This is a genomic window from Streptomyces sp. NPDC018019 (assembly GCF_044327805.1).
Taxonomy (GTDB): Bacteria; Actinomycetota; Actinomycetes; order Streptomycetales; family Streptomycetaceae; genus Streptomyces.
On record NZ_JBIRGD010000024.1, the window covers coordinates 83,290 to 106,324 of the forward strand.

Here is a 23,035-nt window from a genome sequence, read left to right on the forward strand (position 1 = left end):
CTGTTGTCGCCGCCCGCTCGGTGCGGGACGTGTTCCGGTGGAATGGGTCATGGCGTCGTCGGGCTCGTGTCCCGGTGCGGGCCGCCTGCCGCCCGGCCGGCCCCGGGCGGGTCCATCCGGAGCCGGCCGATCTTCATCGCGGGTTCCGCCGCTACCTGTCGCAGTACGCCGGTCAGCTGGGCGGCGAGCACCTCCACGGTCCGCCGTTCGAACAGGTCGGCGCTGTACCAGATGACGCCCTCCACACCGGCCGGCCCGCCGCCGGGTGCCCGCAGTTCGCGCAGGGTGACGGCCAGTTCGCCGCGGGCGGCGCCGCGGTTGCGGTGGGCGGGCTGCAGCGGCTCCGCCGTCAGGCCGGGCAGGTTCCAGGGCGGTTCCGGCAGGTTCTCCATGCCGATGATCATCTGGAACGGCCGGTGCCCGAGGCGTTCCTCGACGGGCTGGGAGGGCAGGTCCTCGTGGGCGTACGCGGCGAGGTCGGCCCGGCGTACCCGGCGGACGAGGTCGGCGAAGGCCGGGTCGCCGCCCGCGTCGGCGCGGAGCACCAGGTGGTTGGCGAACAGGCCGACGACGTCGCTCGTCGCGTCGTCGGCGCGACCGGCGGAGACGGTGCCCATCGGGACGTTCGCGGCGCCGCGCCGCGCCCACAGGGCGGCGACCGCCGCCCGCAGCACCATGAACAGGGTGGCCCGTTCGCGCCGGGCGGTCTCCAGCAGGGCCCGGTGCCCGGCCTCGTCCACCGTGAAGGTGACCTTGCCGCCCCGGCCGGTGGGCGGGTCCGGCGGCGTCCGGTCCCAGCCGAGCAGAGGCTGTTCCGGCAGGTCGGCGAGGACGCCGGTCCAGTACGCGAGGCGGCGGCCGAACGGGCTGTCCGGGTCGTCCAGGCGGGCCAGCTGGGCCTGCTGCCGTACGGCGAAGTCGGCGTACTGGAAGGGCAGCGGCGCCCACCCGGGTTCGCCGCCGGCCGCCCGCGCGGCGTAGGTGGTGGACAGGTCGCGGGCGATCAGCCCGGTGGACCAGCCGTCCGCGGCGATGTGGTGCACGACGATCTGGAGCACGTGGTCGTCGGGCGCCAGGGTGAAGAGAGCGGCCCGGCAAGGCGGTCCGGCGGCGAGGTCGAAGGGGCGGGCGTGGGCGGCCTCCAGTGCCGCGGGCAGCTCGTCCTCGGTGACGGGTACGGCGGCGAGCGGCGTCGGGGCGGGCTCGGTGATCACCTGGCCGTCCGGCTCCGAGAAGCGGGTGCGCAGGGACTCGTGCCGGGCGAGTACGTCGTTCCAGGCCGCTTCCAGGGCGTCCGGCCGCAGCGGGCCGCGGAGCCGGACCGTCAGCGGGATGTTGTACCTGGTCTCGCCGGAGAGCATCGAACGCTGGCCGGGCGTCAACGGGATGACGTCGGGGCGCGGTCCGGCGGCCGGTGCGGGCTGCGGGCCGGCGTCGGCCAGCCGGGCGGCCAGGGCCGCCGGGGACGGCGCCTCGAACAGCGTCCGCACTTCCAGGTTCCTGCCGAGGACGGCCTGGATCCGGCCGGTGAGCCGGACCGCCAGCAGCGAGTCGCCGCCGAGGTCGAAGAACCCGTCCTCCGCGCCGGCCCGGGGCACGCCCAGGACCTCGGCGAACAGGGAGCACAGGATCTCCTCCACGGGCGAGTTCGGGCCGCGTCCGCGGTAGCCCGCCGGGAGGTCGGGGGCAGGCAGGGCGGCCCGGTCGACCTTGCCGTTGCCGGTCAGCGGCAGTTCGTCCAGCACCACCGTCGCCGAGGGCACCATGTAGTCCGGCAGCCGCTCGGCAGCGAAGTCCCGTACGCCCGACGCGTCCCCGATCACGTAGGCGACCAGCCGCTTGTCGCCGGGCCGGTCCTCCCGCGCCAGCACCGCGACCTGCTCCACACCCGGGCACCGGGCGAGCACCGCCTCGACCTCCGCCGGTTCGATCCGGAACCCGCGGATCTTCGCCTGGTCGTCGGCCCGTCCGAGGAAGACCAGTTCGCCATCGTGATTCCAGCGCACCAGGTCGCCGGTGCGGTACATCCGCCCGCCGCCGTACGGGCACGCCACGAACCGCTCGGCGGTCGGTGCCGGACGTCCCAGGTAGCCACGGGCGACGCCCTGCCCGGCGATGTACAGCTCGCCGGGGACCTCGGGCGGGACCGGCCGGAGCGCGGGGTCCAGGACGTACACCCGCACCCCCTCGCGCGGGCCGCCGATCGGGAGGACGGCCGGAGCCGGTGTGCCGGGACGGACGGAGAAGGCCGTGGCGCACAGGGTGGTCTCGGTCGGCCCGTACAGGTGGCCGACGCTGATGTCGGGACAGGCGTCCCGGACGCTCGCGACGGCCTCGGCCGGTACCACGTCCCCACCGGTCAGCACGTGGCGCAGGCCCGCGAAGCACTCGGGGGTCTCCTGCGCGAGGACGCGGAACAGCCCGGCCGTCAGGTGCACGGCGGTCAGCGCGTGGTCGGTGACCAGGCGGGCCAGCGCCTTTGCGGTGAGGTCCGCCGGGGGCGCGATCACCACCCGCCCGCCGTTGAGGAGCGGCACCCACAGTTCGAGGGTGGACGCGTCGAAGGTGTGCGGGGCGTGGAAGAGGACGCGTCCGGTGGCGATGCCGTCCCAGCAGGCGTCCAGGGCGAGGGCGGTGACGTTGCCGTGGGTGGCGACGACGCCCTTGGGGGTCCCGGTCGAACCGGAGGTGTACATCACGTACAGGCCGGAGTCCGGTGTCACCGGGGCCGTGGACGGGGTGCAGGCACCGTGCCGCAGCGCTTCCTCGACGTCCGCCTCCGTCAGGACCGCGGCGGGTGCGGCGTCGTCGAGCAGGGCCCGTACCCGCTTGGCCGGCAGCGCGGTGTCCACCGGTACGGCCACCGCGCCCGCCTTGGCGATGCCCAGCAGCGCCACGACGAGTCCGGGCGAGCGGGCGAGGGTGACCACCACCCGGTCCCCCGGCCGGGTACCGGTCGTGCGCAGGTGGCGGGCGACCTGATCGGCCTGCGCGTCCAGGCGGCCGTACGTCAGGGCCGTCTCCCCGGACACCACCGCGACGTCGTCCGCGTGCTGCTGGACGACCTGCGCGAAGAGTGCGGGAACGGTCGTCGGCGCGGCTCCCGGGGCGCCGGTGTTGACGCCGTGCAGCAGGCGGTCGCGTTCGCCGTCGACGAGGACGTCGATGTCGCCTGCCGTGACGTCCGGGTCGGCCGCGAGCTGCTCCAGGATTCCGACGAACCGGGCGGCGAGCAGCTCCGCGCTGCGGCGGCCGATCAGCTCCGGGCGGTGCGTCAGCAGGAACAGCAGCTCGGGGCCCGGGAAGACGGCCAGGCTGAGGGGGTAGTGGCTGACGTTGTGCGCGCGTACAGGAGTGAGCTTCAGCGGCGGCCCGTCCTCCTCCGCCAGCGCGCCGCGCGGGAAGCTCTCGTAGACCAGCAGGCTGTCGAACTCGGCTCCGGGCCCGCCGGCCCGCTGGATCTCGCTGAGCCCCAGGTACTGGTGCGGGATGAGCGCACCCTGCCGGGTCTGCACGTCGGCGAGCAGTTCGGACACCGGCCGGCCGGCCGGCAAGGGCACCCGTACCGGAATGGTGTTGATGAAGAGTCCGAGCATGCTCTCGACACCGCGCAGTTCGGCGGGGCGGGCCGCGACCGTCGCGCCGAACACCACCTCGTCCCGGCCCAGCAGGCGGCCCAGGAGGAGCGCCCAGGCGCCCTGGACGAAGGTGTTGGGGGTCAGGCCGGAGCGCCGGGCCAGTTCGGTGAGCGCTTCGGTGGCCGGCCGGTCCAGCTTCGCGGACACCTGCTCGTGTCCGGCGGAGGGCGCCGGGCGGCTCGCCGCCGGGGCCAGCAGCGTCGGTTCGCGCAGCCCGGCGAGGTCGGCCCGCCATGCGGCGCGGGCCGTCTCCTTGTCCTGGGCGCCCAGCCAGCCGAGGTAGTCGCGGTAGGGCGGGGCGGGCGGCAGGCCGGACGGGTCGCCGCCCGCCTCGTAGAGGGTCCACAGCTCGTGCTGGAGCGTCGGCAGCGACCAGCCGTCCATCAGGATGTGGTGGTTCGTGCAGACCATCCGGTGCCGGCCGGGCCCCAGGCGCAGCAGCATCAGCCGGAGCAGCGGCGGTACGGCGAGGTCGAACCTGCGCACCCGGTCCTCGTGCGCCAGCCGCTCCGCCTCCGCGAGGGCGGCCTCCGGCGGGCGGTCGCTCAGGTCGACGTCCCGCCAGGGCAGCTCCACCCGTGCCGGGATGACCTGTACGGGCTGTTCGAGGCCCGGTGGCTGGCGGAAGCAGGCCCGCAGGGTGGCGTGCCGGGCGACCAGCGCCTGCCAGGACGCGCGCAGTGCGGCCGGGTCGAGGTCCCCTTCGATGTCCACGGCGTCCTGGACCACGTAGGCGTCCTCGCCCCGTTCGTCGTAGAGGGAGTGGAACAGCAGTCCCTCCTGGAGCGGGGTCAGCGGCCACACGTCCTCTATGCGGCGTTCCACGGCATACCTCCCGTACCCGGTATTGCGTTGAAGTCGTCCTCAAGGGCCTCCAGCTGACCGAGCGTCAGCTCGACCAGCGGCAGGTCCGAGGGGGTCAGGCCGCCCGCGTGCGGGGCCTCTCCGAGTGCGGCCAGCCCGGCCAGCAGGGCGATCCAGCGGTCCGCCAGGCACTCGGCCCCGTTCTCGGACAGGGTCCCGTCCAGCCACGACACCAGCAGCACCAGCTCCGGGCCGGTGTCGCCGTCGCGGACCAGGCCGCCGAACTCCAGCGCGTGCAGGGCGGGCAGCCGCGGGTCGGCGTCGGCGCCCATGGCGCGGGGGCCGGCCGGCTGCCAGTCGCCGGTGTCCGGGCCCGCGACGGCGAACCGGCCCAGGTAGTTGAAGCCGGCCGACGGCGCGGGCAGACCGTCCCCGTACGGCTGCGCGGCCTGTTCCTTGACCCGTTTGAGCAGCCGGTCGGCGGCCGGGCCGCCCGCGCGCACCTCGTCGAAGTCGGTGACGCCCGCGTCCAGGCGGACCGGGCGCAGGGTGGTGAACCAGCCCACCGTGCGCGACAGGTCCAGGCCGCCGTCCCGGCCGTGGCCTTCGATGTCCAGGACGGCCGGGCCGGGCCGGTCCTCGGTGAGGGCCGCGGTGAGCGCGGCGAGCAGCACGTCGCCGGTCGTGGCGTGGTAGGCGGCGGGGACGGTGGTCAGCACCGCGGACGCGGTCCGGGCGGGCACGGTGAAGGTGCGCTGCCGCATCTGTCCTTCGGTGCCCTGGACCGTTCCGGCGGCCCGGGGCCGGTGGGCCGCCGCCGCTTGCCGGGCGTACGTGCGGAACGCGGCGGCGACCGGCGCCAGTCCGGCGTCCGGCTCGGCCCAGGCCGCCGCGAGGTCCGGCAGCAGGATGCGCCAGGACACCGCGTCGAAGACCAGGTGGTGGACGACGATCACGAGCCGTCCGGACCGCCCGCTGCCCCGGTCGAACCAGACCGCCCGCAGGGTGGCGCCGGTCCGCGGGTCGAGCCGGCCGGACGCCGCCCGCGCCTCCGCGTCGATCAGGTCCTCGAACGCCTCGCCCGTCAGCCCCCCGGCGTCCACGCGCCGGACCCGGTCCGGTACGGGTGCCGCGTCCCCGACTTCGAGGTACGGTTCCGCGCCGTCCGGGACGACCAGGCGGGCCCGCAGCATGGCGTGGTGGTCCACGACCTTCTCGACGGCCCGGGTCAGCCGGTCCAGCCCGGCCCGCGCCGGTACCCGTACGACGGTCCACTGCGCGAACCGGGCGGCCAGTGCCTCCGGCCCGCCGCGTGCCGCCAGTTCCCGCATGATCGGGGTGAGCGGGACGACGCCGTTGCCGTCCTCGTGCCGGACCTCGTCCGCCGTCATGGGCTGGGCGATCGCGGCGAGCGCTTCCGGCGTCTTGTGCTGGAAGACGTCCGCCGCGCTGATCCGGTACCCGGCCTTGGCGGCGCGGGCGACGAGCAGCAGGGAGATGATGCTGTCGCCGCCGAGTTCGAAGAATCCGGCGTCCGCGGCGACGGGAACGGACGGGCCCGTGTCCGCGTCCGGCGTCCCGATGCCGAGGAGTTCCGCGAAGAGGTGGCAAAACAGTGTCTCCAGCGGGGTGCGCGGGGCGCGCCCCGCGGAGGCCGCCGCGTAGTCGGGGGCGGGCAGGGCGGCCCGGTCGACCTTGCCGTTGGCGGTCAGCGGCAGCTCGTCCAGTACCACCGTGGCCGACGGCACCATGTAGTCGGGCAGCCGCTCGGCAGCGAAGTCCCGTACGCCCGAGGCGTCCCCGACGACGTACGCGACCAGCCGTTTGTCGCCGGGCCGGTCCTCCCGCGCCAGCACCGCGACCTGCTCCACACCCGGACACCGGGCGAGCACCGCCTCGACCTCCGCGAGTTCGATCCGGAAGCCCCGGACCTTCACCTGGTCGTCGGCCCGTCCGAGGAAGACCAGGTTGCCGTCCCGGTCCCAGCGCACCAGGTCGCCGGTGCGGTACATCCGCCCGCCGCCGTCGTACGGGCACGCCACGAACCGCTCGGCGGTCAGCGCGGCCCGCCCCAGGTAGCCGCGGGCGACGCCCTCCCCGGCGATGTACAGCTCACCGGGCACACCCACCGGGACGGGGCGCAGGAACCGGTCCAGGGCATGGACCCGGGTGCCGTCGCGCGGGCGGCCGATCGGCAGGACGGCCGGTGCTTCCGTACCGGGGGCGAGGGTGTGCGTGGTGGCGCAGAGGGTGGTCTCGGTCGGCCCGTACAAGTGGTGCAGCGTGACGTCCGGGCACGCTTCGGCGACCCGGGCGACGGCCTCGGCCGGGACCACGTCACCGCCGGTCAGCACATGCCGCAGGCCCGCGAAGCACTCGGGGGTCTCCTGCGCCAGCGCCCGGAACAGCCCGGCCGTGGCGTGTACCGACGTCACCTCGTGTGCCGCGACGAGCCCGGCGAGGGTCCCGCCGTCCATGTCCACGGCGGGCGCGACCACGACGCAGCCGCCGCCGAGGAGCGGCACCCACAGCTCGAAGACCGAGGCGTCGAAGGCGTGCGGCGCGTGGAACAGCACCCGGCCCGTTCCGATGTCCCCCCAGCACGCGTCGTTCGCCAGCACCGCCGCACCGCCGTGGGTGACCAGCACGCCCTTGGGCGTCCCGGTCGAGCCGGAGGTGTACATCACGTACAGGCCCGACTCCGGCGAGATCCGCACCGCGGGCGGCGACGCGGGGAAGCCGTCGAGCGCTTCGGCCGTCGGTACCTCGCTCACCACCAGCGCGGGGGCGGCGTCCGCCAGCAGGAACCGCACCCGCTCGGCCGGGTAGGCCGTGTCCACCGGTACGGCCACCGCGCCCGCCTTGGCGATCCCGAGCAGGACGGTCACCAGCTCGGCGCTCCGGGGCAGCAGCACCGCCACCCGGTCCCCCGCGCCGACCCCCTTCGCGTGCAGGTGGTGCGCGAACCGGTTCGCCTGCGCGTCGAGTTCCCGGTACGTACGGGTCAGCGCGCCGGACACGACGGCCGGCGCGTCCGGGCGGCGGGCCGCGGCCTGCGCGAACAGGCCGGGCACCGTCCGGTGGGCGGCACCGGTGCCGGACTCCCCGGCGTCCACCCCGGGCACGAGCCGCTGCCGCTCGCCGTCCAGCAGGATGTCGAGATCACCGACCCGGGCCCGGGAGTCGGCGGCGACCTGGCCGCACACGGCGACCAGCCGCTCGGCCAGGTCCCGCGCGGTCGCCGGGTCGAACAGGTCGGTGGCGTACTCCAGCAGGCCGTCGAGGCCGCCTCCGTCCGGCCGCTCCCGCAGTACCACCGAGAGGTCGAACTTCGAGCTGGTCAGCCCTACCGGGACGGTTTCGGCGCGCAGGCCGGGAGCCGCGAAGTCGGTACCCGGCGCGTTCTGGAGGGCGAAGGCGACCTGGAACAGCGGGTGCCGGGCCAGCGAGCGGACCGGGTTCAGCACGTCCACCAGGTGCTCGAAGGGCAGGTCCTGGTGGGCGTAGGCGGCCAGGTCGGTTTCGCGTACCCGCCGGACCAGTTCGGTGAAGGAGGGATTGCCGCCGACGTCGGTCCGCAGCACCAGGGTGTTGAGGAAGTTGCCGACGAGCCCGTCCAGCGTCTCGTCGGTACGGCCGGCGATGGGCGTGCCCAGCGGTACGTCCTCGGCCCCGCCGAGCCGCGACAACAGCATCACCACGGCGGCCTGCGCGACCATGAACAGCGTCGCGTCACATTCGCGCGCGATCTCCTGGAACCGCCGGTGCACGGCGGCGTCCACGGTGAACGGGAGCATCGCGCCCCGGTGGCTCGCCGTCGCGGGCCGGGGCCGGTCGCAGGGCAGTTCCAGCTCTTCCGGCAGGTCGGCGAGGGTACGGGTCCAGTGGTCGAGCTGCCGGCCGAACAGGCCGTCCGCGGTGTCCTGCGCCAGGATCTCGCGCTGCCAGAGGGTGAAGTCGGCGTACTGGACGGGCAGCGGTGCCCAGTCGGGCGCACGGCCGTCGGCCCGCGCCGCGTACGCCGCCGACAGGTCGCGCATCAGGACGCCCATGGACCAGCCGTCCGCGGCGATGTGGTGGACGACGATCAGCAGCACGTGGTCGGCCGGTGTGACCTCGAACAGCGTGACGCGCCACGGCAGTTCCGTCCCGAGCCGGAATCCGCGGGCGGCTTCGGCGGCCATGGCCGCGTCCAGCGCCTCGCCGGAGACGGCCGTCGTCTCGATCCGGGCCGGTACGGCCGCCAGGACTTCCTGGCGGGCGCTGCCGCTGTCATCGGGGTAGCGGGTGCGCAGCGTCTCGTGCCGCGCCACCACATCAGCCCAGGCAGCCTCCAGCGCCGCCACGTCCAAGTCGCCGGTCAGTCGCACGGCGAGCGGGATGTTGTTGGTCGCGCTCGGCCCTTCCAGGCTGTGCAGGAACCACATCCGCTGCTGGCCGAACGACAAGGGCATCGGGTCCGGACGCTCGGCCGGTACGAGGGCAGGTCGCACCGCCTCGAATTCGTCCAGGCGGCCCGCCAGCCCGGCCACCGTGGGCGCCTCGAACAACGCCCGTACCGAGATTTCCGCGCCCAGCGCAGCCCTGACCCGGCTCGCCAGCCGCGTCGCCAGCAGTGAATCGCCGCCGAGGTCGAAGAATCCGTCGTCGATGCCGACCTGTTCCAGGCCCAGCACCTCGGCGAACAGACGGCACAGGATCTGCTCCTGAGGAGTGCGCGGAGCGCGGTCGGAGGAGGCCGCCGCGTAGTCCGGCGCGGGCAGCGCGGCCCGGTCCACCTTGCCGTTGGCCGTCAGCGGCAGCGCGTCCAGCACCACCACCGCGGACGGAACCATGTACTCCGGCAACTGCTCCGCCGCGAAGTCCCGTATTCGTACGGCCTCGCCGACCAGGTAGGCCACCAGCCGCTTGTCCCCGGGCTGGTCCTCGCGCGCCAGCACCGCGACCTGCTCCACGCCAGGGCACCGCGCAAGCACGGCCTCGGTCTCGGCCAGTTCGATCCGGAAACCCCGGATCTTCACCTGGTCATCGGCCCGCCCGAGGAAGACGAGATTCCCCTCCCGGTCCCAGCGCACCAGGTCACCCGTCCGGTACATCCGCCCGCCGCCGTACGGGCACGCCACGAACCGCTCCGCGGTCAGCGCCGCACGGCCGAGGTATTCCCGGGCCACGCCCCGCCCCGCGATGTACAGCTCCCCGGCCACCCCCACCGGCACCGGACGCAAATAACCGTCCAGGACATAAACCCGCACGCCGTCCCGGGGCCCGCCGATCGGCAGGACGGACGGCACCTTCGACCCCGGCTCGACGGCGAACGTCGTCGCACACAGCGTGGTCTCCGTCGGACCGTACAGATGGCGCACCGTGATGCCGGGGCAGGCGTCCATGACGCCCGCGACGGCTTCGGCCGGGACCACATCGCCGCCGGTCAGGACGTGCTGGAGGTCGGCGAAGCAATCCGGGGTCTCCTGGGCGAGCACTCGGAACAGACCGGCCGTGACGTGTACGGCGGTGAGCGCGTGCTCGCCGATCAGGCGGGCCAGCGTGTGGCCGTCGAGATCAATTTCCGGCGCCACCACCACGCACCCGCCGTTCAGCAACGGCACCCACAGCTCGAACGTCGAGGCATCGAAGGCGTGCGGCGCATGGAACAGCACACGGCCCGTCCCTAACTCACCCCAGCAGGAATCCAGCGCCAGACCCGCGACACCGCCGTGCGTGGCCACCACACCCTTGGGCGTCCCGGTCGAACCCGAGGTGTACATCACGTACAGGCCGGACTCCGGCAGTACCTCCACCGGCAGCGGATCGGATGAGAAGTCCCGCAGGGCCTCGTCCACTTCGGTACCGCCCACCACCAGCGCCGGTGCGGAATCCTCCAGCAGCCACCGCACCCGCTCCGCCGGATACGACGTATCCACCGGCACGAACACCGCCCCCGCCTTCGCGACACCGAGCAGCGCAACGACCAGCTCGGCCGACCGGGAAAGCGTCACCCCCACCCGGGCGCCAGGCACCACCCCCCTGGCGTGCAGATACCGGGCGAACCGGTTCGCCCGCCCCTCCAGTTCCCCGTACGTCAGGGAACCCTCGGCCGATACCACCGCCGTCTCGTGTGCGTACCGGCGCGCGGTCCGTGCGAAGAGGGCGGGAACGGTGGTCGGCGCAGCCCCCGGGGCGCCGGTGTTCACGCCGTGCAGCAGCCGGTCGCGTTCGCCGTCGACCAGGACGTCCAGGTCGCCGATCCGGGTGCCGGGGCCGGCCGCCAGCCGGCCGAGTATCCCGACCAGGCGCCGGGCCAGGAGTTCCGCGTCGGCGCGGGTGAACAGGTCGGGGCGGTAGGTGAGCCGGAACCGCTCGGCCATCGCGGTGAACGTCAGCGGGTAGTGCGCGGCGTCCCGGCCGCCGACGCTCGCCAGCTCCAGGTCCCCGGACACCGACCGCGCGGCCGTCCCGGTCAGGTCGAGCAGGTCGACGGGGTAGTTCTGGAAGACGGTCAGGGTGTCGAAGAGGGTACGGGTCCCGGCGATGCCCTGGACCTCGGCCAGGCTCAGGTGCTCGTGCGGCAGCAGCGCCGCCTGGGCGTCCTGGAGCCGGGTGAGCAGCTGGGCGACGGTGTCGGTGGCCGACCAGCGGGCCCGTACCGGCAGCGTGTTGATGAACAGGCCGACGGTGGTGTCGATGCCCGGGATCTCCGGCGGGCGCCCGGCCGTGGTCCCCCCGAAGACCACGTCGTCGCGGCCGGTCAGCGCGCCGAGCAGCACGGCCCAGGCGCCCCGCATCACGGTGCTGAGGGTGACGCCCTGGCGGCGCGCCAGCCCGGCGAGCGCCGTCACCAGCGGGCCGGGCAGTTCGACCCGGACCTCGTCGGGGTCGACCGGCGCCCGGTTGCCGGTCTCCGGCGCCACGAGGGTCGGCTGTGCGCCGTCGAGCGCCCGCCGCCATGCCTCGGCGGCGGCCGTGCCGTCGCGCCGGGCCAGCCAGGCGAGGTAGCTGCGGTACGGGGTGACCGGCGGCAGGGCGCGTTCGTCGCCGCCGTTGCGGTACAGCTCGACCAGTTCGTCGGCGACGATCGAGGTGGACCAGCCGTCGCACAGGATGTGGTGGACGGTCAGCACGACGCGGGTGCGGGTGTCGCTCACGCGGATGGCGGTGAGCCGCAGCAGCGGCGGCGCCGCGAGGTCGAAGCGCCGGGTCCACTCCACGCGCACCGCCTCGTCCAGGGCGGCGTCCCGGCGGCCGGCCGGTACGGTGCGCAGGTCCAGCTCCTGCCACGGAAGCTCGGTCTGCTGCGGGATGACCTGCACCGTCTCGCCGGACTTCAGGGTGCGGAACCCCGCCCTGAGCGTCGGGTGCCTGCGCAGCAGCGCGTGTCCCGCCGACCTGAGGGCGTCCGTGTCGAGGCGGCCGTCGAGGTCCAGGACCACCTGGCCCCGGTAGATGTCCGTGGCCTCGGCGTCGTACAGGGCGTGGAACAGCATGCCCTTCTGCATCGGCGCGAGCGGCCATACGTCGGCCAGTCCGGGCTTGCTCACGGCTACTTTCCCCATTCCGTTTCGAGCTGGTCGATGTCGTCCTGCGTGAGGGAGATGAGATCGAGGTCCGACGGGGTGCGGCCGCCCGCGTCGCCCTGCCCGGCGCACGCCGCCAGGGCCTCGGCGGCCCGGGACCACGCCTGGCCGAGGCGCCGCATGGCGGCCTCGGAGACCAGCGCCGGGTCCCAGGCCCAGTGCGCGGTCAGCCGGGGGCCGTCGGCGGTGTCCACGGTGCGGGCGTCGAGGTCCACGGGGTGCGTGCGGACGCCTTCGGGCGGGTGGGCGTCGCCGGTGGCGGTCCAGGCGGTGGCCGCCTCCGGCCGGGCCGCGGCGGGGACGCGGCCGAGGTAGTTGAACAGAATCGGGGGTTCGGCGAGACCGGCCAGGGCTTCGGCCGTCCGCGGGTTCAGATGGCGGAGCAGACCGTGCCCGATGCCGTGCTCGGGCACCTCCCTGACCTGCTCCTTGACGCGTTTGAGTACGGTCCCGGCGTCGCGGGGGCCGGGCCCGTCCGCGCCCGGGTCGAGCCGGACCGGGTGAACGCTGGTGAACCAGCCGACCGTACGGGACAGATCGACGCCGGGTGCGAGGCCGCTCTCGCGGCCGTGCCGTTCGAGGTCGACCAGGACGGCGCCGGGCCGGCCGCGCCAGTCGGCGACCGCCAGCACCAGTACGGCGAGGAGCACTTCGGTGACGTCGGCGTGGAAGGCCGCCGGCACGGTGGTGAGCAGCGCCGTCGTGGTGCCGGGCGGCAGCGTCGTGCTCAGCTCGCCGGGTCCGCCCGGCCCCGTCGGCGGCTTCGGCAGGAGCGGGGCGGTGGGCGCGCCGGTCCGTTCCCAGAGCGGCAGTTCGGCGGCCCGGGCGGGGTCGTGGGCGGTCCGCCGCAGCAGTTCGGCCCAGCGGCGGAAGGACGTGGGGACCGGGGGCAGGGCCGGTTCGGTGCCCGCCCGGACCGCTTCGTGGGCGAGGGCCAGGTCGTCGAGGAGGATGCGCCAGGAGGCGCTGTCCACGCAGAGGTGGTGTGCGGCCAGGAAGAGCCGGCCGGGCCGGTGCGGACCGGCGTCGAACCACACGGCTTGCAGCACACTGCCGGTATACGGGTCCAGGCGGCCGGTCGCGGCGGCGCACTGCTCGCGGACGATCGCCGCCGTGACCTGTGCGGCCGGCCCGGGCAGCCGGACCGTACGCAGCAGGTTCGCCGCCGGTACGGCGCCCGGCGGCCGGACGCGCAGGCCGCAGGTGCCGTCGTCGGCACCGGTGTTGCTTTCCGGGCCGCCGCGGGGGTCGAGCTGGAGCCGCAGGGCGCCGTGGTGGTCGAGGACCGCCTGGAGAACGGTGGTGAGTTCCGCGCCGGTGAGGCCGGTCGGCGTCCACACCATGACGGTCTGGAACAGCGGCCCGGCCAGGGCGTTCCGGTCGGCCAGCTGACACATGACCGGGGTGAGGGGGACGGGGCCCGCGCTGTCGTCGTGGCGGGTCTCCTCCTCCGTGGCGGGCTGGGCGGCCAGGGCGAGGGCTTCCGGGGTCTTGTGCTGGAAGACGTCCGTCGCGCTGATCCGGTATCCCGCCCGGGCGGCGCGGGCGACGAGTTGCAGGGAGATGATGCTGTCGCCACCGAGTTCGAAGAAGTTCGCGTCCGCGCCTACGCCGGAGGAGAGGTCCGCGCCCCCGTCCGGGCCGGCCGGGTCCGCACCCGCGTCCATGGAGGCCGTCACGTGGACGTCCGCCGGGGCGCTCGCGTCGGCGTCCGCCGTCGTCAGGCCGAGGACTTGCGCGAAGAGGCGGCAGAACAGCGCTTCGAGCGGGGTACGGGGTGCCCGCCCCGCGGACGCGGCGGCGTAGTCGGGAGCGGGCAGCGCCGCCCGGTCCACCTTGCCGTTGCCGGTGATGGGCAGCGCGTCGAGGGGGACGACAGTGCCGGGGATCATGTAGTCGGGCAGCCGCTCGGCGGCGAAGTCCCGTACGCCCGACGCGTCCCCGACGACGTACGCGACCAGCCGTTTGTCGCCGGGCCGGTCCTCCCGTACGACGACGGCCGCCTGCTCCACGCCCGGGGCCTGCCCGAGAACGGCCTCGATCTCGGCGGGCTCGATGCGGAACCCCCGGACCTTCACCTGGTCGTCGGCGCGGCGGAGGAAGACCAGGTTGCCGTCCCGGTCCCAGCGCACCAGGTCGCCGGTGCGGTACATCCGGCCGCCGCCGTACGGGCACGCCACGAATCGCTCGGCGGTCAGCGCCGCGCGGCCGAGATAGCCGTGCGCGACACCGCACCCGGCCACGTACAGCTCCCCCGCCACGTCGGTCGGCACCGGGCGCAGGTGGGCGTCCAGCACGAAGACCCGTACGCCGTCGCGCGGGCCGCCGATCGGCAGGACGGGCGGTGCTTCCGTGCCGGGCCCGATGGCGTGGGTGGTGGCGCAGAGGGTGGTCTCGGTCGGCCCGTACAGGTGATGCAGCGTGACAGCCGGGCATGCCTCGGCGACCCGGGCGACGGCTTCGGCCGGGACCACGTCACCGCCGGTCAGCACATGCCGCAGGCCCGCGAAGCAGTCTGGGGCCTCCTGGGCCAGCACTCGGAAGAGCCCGGCGGTCACGTGCACCGCGGTCAGGCCGTACTCATCGGTCAACCGGGCCAGCGCCGCCCCGTCCAGGTCCACCGGCGGGGCCACCACCACGCAGCCGCCGTTGAGCAGCGGCACCCACAGCTCCAGGGTGGAGGCGTCGAAGGTGTGCGGGGCGTGGAAGAGGACACGTCCGGTGGCGACGCCTTCCCAGCAGGGATCGAGGGCGAGCGCGGCGACGTTCGCGTGCGTCGCCATGACGCCCTTGGGCGTCCCGGTCGAGCCGGAGGTGTACATCACGTACAGACCCGACTCCGGCGGCACGCGTACCGGCACCGGGACGGCCGGGAAGTGCCCCAGCGCCTCCGCCACTTCGGACCGCGTCATCACCAGTACGGGGGCGGCGTCCTCCAGCAGGAACCGCACCCGCTCGACCGGATAGTCCGTGTCCACCGGTACGGCCACCGCGCCCGCCTTGGCGATCCCGAGGAGCACGGTGACGAGTTCCGCCGAGCGGTCCAGCATCACCGCGACCCGGTCGCCGGTGGTGACGCCCTTCGCGTGCAGGTACCAGGCGCACCGGTTCGCCCCCGCGTCCAGCTCCCCGTAGGTCAGCGTGGTGTCCCCGGCCCGCACCGCGGGTGCCTGGGCGTGCCGGGCCACGATCCGCTCGAAGCGTTCCGTCACGGTCCCGCCCCGCGCGCCCGCCCGGTCCGGCGCCGCCGCGGAGGCGATCCGGGTCCGCTCGTCCTCGCCGAGCACGTCCACCTGACCGGCCCGTACGGCGGAGTCCGCGGTGACCTGGGCGAGCACTCGCAGCAGACGGGACACCAGGCCCTCGGCGGTGCCGCGGTCGAAGAGGTCGGTGGCGAACTCCAGGTAGCACTCCAGCCCCGCCGCGGCGCCCTCGGTGTCCCGGCGCTCCCACATCAGGACCGACAGGTCGAACTTCGAGGTGGACATCTCCACCGGCACCAGCCGGGATTCCAGCCCCGGGGCGTCGAAGTGCGTCTCGGGCGCGTTCTGGAGGGCGAAGGCGACCTGGAACAGCGGGTGCCGGGCCAGGGAGCGGACCGGGTTCAGTACCTCCACCAGGTGCTCGAAGGGCAGGTCCTGGTGGGCGTAGGCGGCGAGGTCGGTTTCGCGTACCCGCCGGACCAGTTCGGTGAAGGTGGGGTTGCCGCCGACGTCGGTCCGCAGCACCAGGGTGTTGAGGAAGTTGCCGACCAGGTCGTCCACGGCCTCGTCGGTACGGCCGGCGATGGGCGTGCCGAGCGGGATGTCGTCCCCGGCGCCGAGCCGGGACAGCAGCACCACCACGGCGGCCTGCGCGACCATGAACAGGGTGGCGTCGCAGTCGCGCGCGATCTCCAGCAGGCGCCGGTGCGCGGCGGCGTCCACCGTGAAGGGCAGGAACGCGCCCCGGTGGGTCGCCACCGGCGGACGCGGCCGGTCGAAGGGCAGTTTCAGGTGCTCGGGCAGCCCTGCCAACGCTTCGGACCAGAACGCCGCCTGCCGGCCGAACAGGCCGTCCTCGGCGTCCTGCGCGAGCAGTTCGCGCTGCCAGAGGGTGAAGTCGGCGTACTGGACGGGCAGCGGTGCCCAGTCGGGCGCGCGGCCGTCGGCCCGTGCCGCATAGGCGGTCGCCAGGTCGTCGGCCAGGACGCCCATGGACCAGCCGTCGGCGGCGATGTGGTGGACGACGATCAGCAGGACGTGGTCGGCCGGGGTCACCTCGAACAGCATGACGCGCCAGGGCAGTTCACGATCGATGTGGAAGCCCTCTTCGACGCCCGTTGCCAGCGCCCGTGCCACGTCACCTTCCGCGCCGAGCCGGACGATGGCGAGGTGTACGGACACCTCTGCCGCGTCCACGATGTCCTGGCGGGCGCTGTCCTGGCACTCGGGGTAGCGGGTGCGCAGCGTTTCATGCCGCGCCACCACATCGCCCCAAGCAGCCTCCAGCGCCGCCACGTCCAGATCCCCGGTCAGCCGTACGGCGAGCGGAATGTTGTTGGTCGCGCTCGGCCCTTCCAGGCTGTGCAGGAACCACATCCGCTGCTGGCCGAACGACAAGGGCATCGGGTCCGGACGCTCGGCCGGTACGAGGGCAGGTCGCACCGCCTCGAATTCGTCCAGGCGGCCCGCCAGCCCGGCCACCGTGGGCGCCTCGAACAACGCCCGCACCGAAAGCTCCGCCCCCAGGGCACCCCTGACCCGGCTCGCCAGCCGCGTCGCCAGCAGTGAATCGCCGCCGAGGTCGAAGAACCCGTCGTCGATGCCGACCTGTTCCAGGCCCAGCACCTCGGCGAACAGACGGCACAGGATCTGCTCCTGAGGAGTGCGCGGAGCGCGGTCGGAGGAGGCCGCCGCGTAGTCCGGCGCGGGCAGCGCGGCGCGGTCCACCTTGCCGTTGGCCGTCAGTGGAAGTTCGTCCAGCACCACCGTGGCCGAGGGCACCATGTAGTCCGGCAGCCGCTCGGCAGCGAAGTCCCGTACGCCCGTCGCGTCCCCGACCACGTAGGCGACCAGGCGTTTGTCGCCGGGCTGGTCCTCCCGTACGGACGCGGCCACCTGGGACACCCCGGGGCACCGGCCGAGCACGGCCTCGGCCTCGGCCAGTTCGATCCGGAAGCCCCGGATCTTCACCTGGTCGTCGGCCCGCCCGAGGAAGACGAGGTTCCCGTCCCGGTCCCAGCGCGCCAGGTCACCCGTCCGGTACATCCGCCCGCCGCCGTACGGGCAGGCGACGAACCGCTCCGCGGTCAGTGCGGCCCGCCCCAGATATCCGAGCGCCACACCGCGCCCGGCCACGTACAACTCCCCGGCCACGCCCACCGGCACCGGGCACAGAAACGCGTCGAGGACAAAGACGCGCAGACCGTCCCGGGGCCCGCCGATCGGCAGGACGGACGGCACCTTCGACCCCGGCTCGACGGCGAACGTCGTCGCGCACAACGTGGTCTCCGTCGGGCCGTACAGGTGGTGGATCACGGCGCCGGGACACGCCTCGGCGACGCGGGCAACGGCCTCGGCCGGGACCACATCGCCGCCGGTCAGGACGTGTCGCAGGCCCGCGAAGCAGTCCGGGGACTCCTGCGCCAGCACCCGGAACAGGCCGGCGGTCACGTGCACCGCCGTCAGGGCGTGTGCACCGGCGAGGCGGCTCAGGGCGGGCCCGTCGAGATCAGTTTCCGGCGCCACCACCACGCACCCGCCGTTCAGCAACGGCACCCACAGCTCGAACGTCGAGGCATCGAAGGCATGCGGCGCATGGAACAGCACACGGCCCGCGCCTATCTCGCCCCAGCAGGAATCCAGCGCGAGGCCCGCGACGCCACCGTGCGTGGCCACCACACCCTTGGGCGTCCCGGTCGAACCCGAGGTGTACATCACATACAGGCCGGACTCCGGCAGTACCTCCACCGGCAGCGGATCGGACGAGAAGTCCCGCAGGGCCTCGTCCACTTCGGTACCGCCCACCACCAGCGCCGGTGCGGAATCCCCCAGCAGCCACCGCACCCGCTCCGCCGGATACGACGTATCCACCGGCACGAACACCGCCCCCGCCTTCGCGACACCGAGCAGCGCAACGACCAGCTCGGCCGACCGGGAAAGCGTCACCCCCACCCGGGCGCCAGGCACCACCCCCCTGGCGTGCAGATACCGGGCGAACCGGTTCGCCCGCCCCTCCAGTTCCCCGTACGTCAGCGTCATGCCGTCCGCCCGTACCGCCGTCTCGGCCCGGGACCGCCGTACGGTCTCGTCGAACAGGCCGAGGACCGTGCCGTCCTCGACGCCCGCCGCCCCGGCGTTGACGCCGCGGACGAGCCGTTCCCGTTCCCCCGGCATGAGCAGGTCGACCTCGCCGCGCCGCAGTTCCGGGTGGCCGGCGACCTGGTCGAGCAGCGCGAGCAGCCGGGTGATCAGGTGCTGGGCGCCGTCCGGGTCGAAGAGGTCGGTGGCGAATTCGAGGTAGCCGTCGAGGCCGCCGCCGGTCCGCTCCCCGAGGCCGAAGACCAGGTCGAACTCGACCGTCGCGGGAGCCACGGGGACCGGGGCCGCGGCGAGGCCGGGCAGGTCCCAGGCGGGGTGCAGGGCGTCCTCCATCACCAGCAGCACCTGGAACAGCGGGTGCCGGGCGTTCGACCGGGCGGGCTTGAGGGCCTCCACCAGATGCTCGAACGGAAGGTCCTGATGGGCGTAGGCGGCGAGGTCGGCGTCCCGGGCGCGGGCCACCAGCTCCCGGAAGGCCGGGTCGCCTCCGGCGTCGGTGCGCAGCACCAGGGTGTTGAGGAAGAAGCCGACGACATCGTGCAGGGATTCGTCGGTGCGGTCCGTGACGGGGGTGCCGAGCGGGATGTCGTCGCCCGCGCCGAGCCGGGACAGCAGCAGGACGACCGCGGCCTGGGCGACCGTGAAGAGGGTGGTGTCGCAGTCGCGGGCGATCTCCAGCAGGCCCCGGTGCACCCGGGCGTCCACGGTGAACGGCAGCACGGCGCCGCGGTGGCTCGCCGTGGCGGGACGGGGCCGGTCGGTGGGCAGTTCGATCTGGTCGGGCAGGCTGGCGAGGGCCTCGGTCCAGTGGGCGAGCTGCCGGTCGAGCAGCCCGTTGCCGCTGTCGAGGAGGTCGTGCTGCCAGAGGGCGAAGTCGGCGTACTGGACGGGCAGCGGCGGCCAGTCCGGCGCGCGGCCCGCGCTGCGCGCCGCGTACGCCGTCGAGAGGTCCCGCGCGAGGATGCCCATCGACCAGCCGTCGGCGGCGATGTGGTGCACGACGACCAGGAGGACGTGTGCTTCGGCGGACAGTTCGAACAGCGTGGCCCGCCGGGGCGGTGCCGTGTCGAGCGCGAACCTGCGGCCGATGTGGTCGGCCAGGTCGGTGTCCAGGGCCTCCTCGGTGGTGGACACGGTGCACAGGTCGTCGGCGTCGGGTGCGCCGTCCGGTGCCGGACGGCGGGCATCCAGCACGAGCTGGTGCGGTACGCCGTCGCGCTCGGGGAAGACCGTGCGCAGCGGCTCGTGGCGGGCGGTCACGTCCGCCCAGGCGGTGCGCAGCGCGGCCACGTCCAGGGCGCCGGTGAGGCGGACGGCCATCGCCATGTTGTAGGCGCCGCCGGTGTCCTCCAGCCGGTTCGCGAACCACATGCGCTGCTGCCCGAACGACAGCGGCAGGACGTCGGGCCGGTCCGCCGGGACCACGGGCGGGCGGCCGGCACCCAGCTCGTGCAGCCGTCCGGCCAGTCCGGCGACGGTGGGCGACTCGAACATCACGGTGATCGCGATCTCGACGCCCAGGGCGGTCCGGGCCCGGCTGGTCAGCCGCATCGCCAGCAGCGAGTCGCCGCCCAGGTCGAAGAACCGGTCGTCGACGCCGACCCGGTCCAGTCCGAGGACCTCGGCGAACAGCCGGCACAGGATCTGCTCCTGCGGGGTGCGGGGCGCGCGGTCCGAGGTGGCCGCCGCGTGGTCGGGGGCGGGCAGGGCGGCCCGGTCCACTTTGCCGTTGGCGGTCAGCGGCAGCTCGTCCAGTACCACCGTGGCCGGGGGCACCATGTAGTCCGGCAGCCGCTCGGCGGCGAAGTCCCGTACGCCCGACGCGTCGCCGACGACGTACGCGACCAGCCGTTTGTCGCCGGGCCGGTCCTCCCGTACGACGACGGCCGCCTGCTCCACGCCCGGGGCCTGCCCGAGAACGGCCTCGACCTCCGCCGGCTCGATGCGGAAGCCCCGGACCTTCGCCTGGTCGTCGGCGCGGCGGAGGAAGACCAGGTTGCCGTCCCGGTCCCAGCGCACCAGGTCGCCGGTACGGTACATCCGCCCGCCGCCGTACGGGCAGGCGACGAAGCGTTCCGCCGTCAGGGCGGGGCGGTTCAGGTAGCCGGGGGCCACGCCGCGCCCGGCGACGTACAGTTCGCCGGTCACGCCGGTCGGCACCGGGCGCAGGTGGGCGTCCAGCACGAAGACCCGTACGCCGTCGCGCGGGCCGCCGATCGGGAGGACCGCGGGCGCCTCGGTGCCGGGCGGGAGGGTGTGGGTGGTGGCGCAGAGGGTGGTCTCGGTCGGCCCGTACAGGTGATGCAGCGTGGCGTACGGGCAGGCCTCGGCGACCCGGGCGACGGCTTCGGCCGGGACCACGTCACCGCCGGTCAGGACGTGCCGCAGGCCCGCGAAGCACTCGGGGGTCTCCTGCGCCAGCACCCGGAACAGGCCGGCCGTGACGTGTACGGCCGTCAGGGCGTGCTCGCCGGTCAGCCGGGCCAGTGCCGCCCCGTCGAGATCCACCGGCGGGGCCACCACCACGCAGCCGCCGTTGAGCAGCGGCACCCACAGCTCGAACGTCGAGGCGTCGAAGGCGTGCGGCGCGTGGAACAGGACGCGTCCGGTGCCGATGTCGCCCCAGCACGTGTCGCGCGCGAGGGCCGCGACGCCGCCGTGGGTGGCCGTCACGCCCTTGGGCGCGCCGGTGGAGCCGGAGGTGTACATCACGTACAGGCCCGATTCCGGCGAGATCCGCACCGGCAGCGGGGCGGGCGAGAAATCGCGCAGAGCGGCCTCCCGTGCGCTCTCCTCGTCGTCGACCACCAGGGCGGGCGCGGAGTCCGCCAGCAGGAACCGCACCCGCTCGGCGGGGTAGGAGGGGTCCACCGGTACGGCCACCGCTCCGGCCTTCGCGATGCCGAGGAGCGTGACGACCAGTTCGGTGGAGCGGGGCAGCAGGACGCCCACCCGGTCCCCGGGCACCACTCCCCCGGTGTGCAGGTACCGGGCGAACCGGTTGGCCCGCGCGTCCAGTTGGGCGTACGTGAGGGTGTCCGCGCCGGAGGCGACGGCGGCCGCGTCCGGGAAGCGGCCGGCCGCCTCCGCGAACCGCGCGGGCACGGTCGCGTCCGGCGCGGCTGCCCGGCCGGTGTTGACTTCGGTGAGCAGCCGTTCCGCTTCGCCGTCGAGCAGCACCTCGGCCCGGCTCACCGGCAGCTCCGGATCCGCGGTCAGCCGGGCCAGGACCGCGGTGAACCGGGCGGCCAGGGCGGCGGCCGTGGCCCGGTCGAAGAGTTCCGCGTTGTGCCAGAGCCCGCCGTCGATGCCGGTCGGCGCGCCGTCGGCGTCGTAGCGCTCGCCGAGGTTGAGGTAGAGGTCGAAGAGGCCGAACGTCAGGTCGTCGCGTGCGGCCTCGATGCCGACCCGCTCCGGTACGGCGGTCAGGCCGGGCAGGTCCCAGGCGGCGCCGGGCGAGTCCTCCAGCACCAGCAGGACCTGGAAGAGCGGGTGCCGGGCCAAGGAGCGCTCGGGGTTGAGCGCCGAGACGAGATGTTCGAACGGGAGGTCCTGGTGCGCCTCGGCGGCCCGTTCCGTGGCGCGTACCCGCCGGACCAGCTCGGTGAAGGCCGGGTCGCCGGTCAGGTCCGTCCGCAGGACGAGGGTGTTGGCCAGGAAACCGACCAGCTCGCCGAGGGCCGCGTCGGTGCGCCCGTCGACCGGGGAGCCGATGGGGATGTCGTCGCCCGCGCCCAGGCGCGAGAGCAGTACGGCGAAAGCGGCCCGTACGGCCATGAGCACCGTGGCGTCGCAGTCGCGCGCGATCTCCAGCAGGGCCCGGTGGGTGTGCGGCGGAATCCGGACGGGGACGGAACCGCCCTCGTGCCGGGGTTCGGCGGGGCGGGGCCGGTCGCAGGGCAGGTCCAGCTGGGCGGGCAGCCCCGCCAGGGCCTGCTGCCAGTAGGCGAGCTGCCGTCCGTACTCGCTCCCTGGGTCCTGCTCTGTGCCGAGGAGCTGCTGGCGCCGGGCGAGGTCCGGGTACGCGACGGGCAGCGGCGCCCAGTCCGGCCGGCGGCCCCGCGACCGGGCGGCGTACGCCCGGGACAGGTCGCGGGCCAGCACCTCCAGGGACCGGCCGTCCACGGCGATGTGGTGCACCACCAGCAGCAGGACGTGCTCGCGGGCGGAGAGGGCGTACAGCGTGGCCCGGCACGGCGGCTCGGACCGGAGGTCGAATTCCCGGGCCGCCTCGGCCGCCAGGGCCCCGGCCACCTCGTCCTCGGTGACGCTGCGTGCCGCGAGCCCGGCGGGCGGTTCGTCCAGGACCCGCTGCCAGGCTTGGCCGTCCGCCTCGAAGAAGACCGTACGCAGCGCCTCGTGGCGCCCGACGACGTCGGTCCAGGCCGCCTCCAGGGCCGGCCGGTCCAGCTCGCCGGTGAGCCGGACGGCCGTCGCCATCGTGTAGGCGGCGCCCGTGTTCTCCAGCCTGTTGACGAACCACATCCGCTGCTGGCCGGACGACAACGGAATCCCCGTCGGCTCCGTCCGGGCACCGCGGTAATTCCGGTTTCCGCGCACGCCGAGCTCCCCCCGTGAATTACAACGCCGCGCGGCCACAACGATTTACGCGGCGCGCGGCGGCAGCTCTTGCGGCGAAGATACCCGTACCGCAGCGGCACCGTGCAATGTCCAGGGCATGCGGAATTTTGACGTCCAGAAAGAAGAAATACCGGCCGGG

At 74.3% G+C, this 23,035-nt stretch carries 3 protein-coding genes; all 3 read right to left on the reverse strand.

Annotation, left to right across the window (positions count from 1 at the left end; all coding sequences use genetic code 11):
• Nucleotides 1-47: 47 nt before the first annotated feature.
• Genes ACH4FX_RS32085 through ACH4FX_RS32095 form a run of 3 tightly spaced genes read right to left on the reverse strand, consistent with a single transcriptional unit; the run spans nucleotide 48 to nucleotide 22,875 of the window.
• Entirely contained in the window at nucleotides 48-4,463 is a 4,416-nt protein-coding gene (locus ACH4FX_RS32085; RefSeq protein WP_398484919.1) for an amino acid adenylation domain-containing protein, read from the reverse strand.
• Nucleotides 4,448-11,977: an amino acid adenylation domain-containing protein gene (locus ACH4FX_RS32090; protein WP_398484921.1), complete on the reverse strand. Its 7,530-nt coding sequence runs from the start codon at nucleotides 11,975-11,977 to the stop codon at nucleotides 4,448-4,450. The genes ACH4FX_RS32085 and ACH4FX_RS32090 overlap by 16 nt, the downstream gene beginning before the upstream one ends.
• A gap of 2 nt (nucleotides 11,978-11,979) precedes the next feature.
• Complete coding sequence (locus ACH4FX_RS32095; RefSeq protein ID WP_398484923.1) at nucleotides 11,980-22,875, reverse strand: amino acid adenylation domain-containing protein; 10,896 nt, start codon at nucleotides 22,873-22,875, stop codon at nucleotides 11,980-11,982.
• Nucleotides 22,876-23,035: the final 160 nt, after the last annotated feature.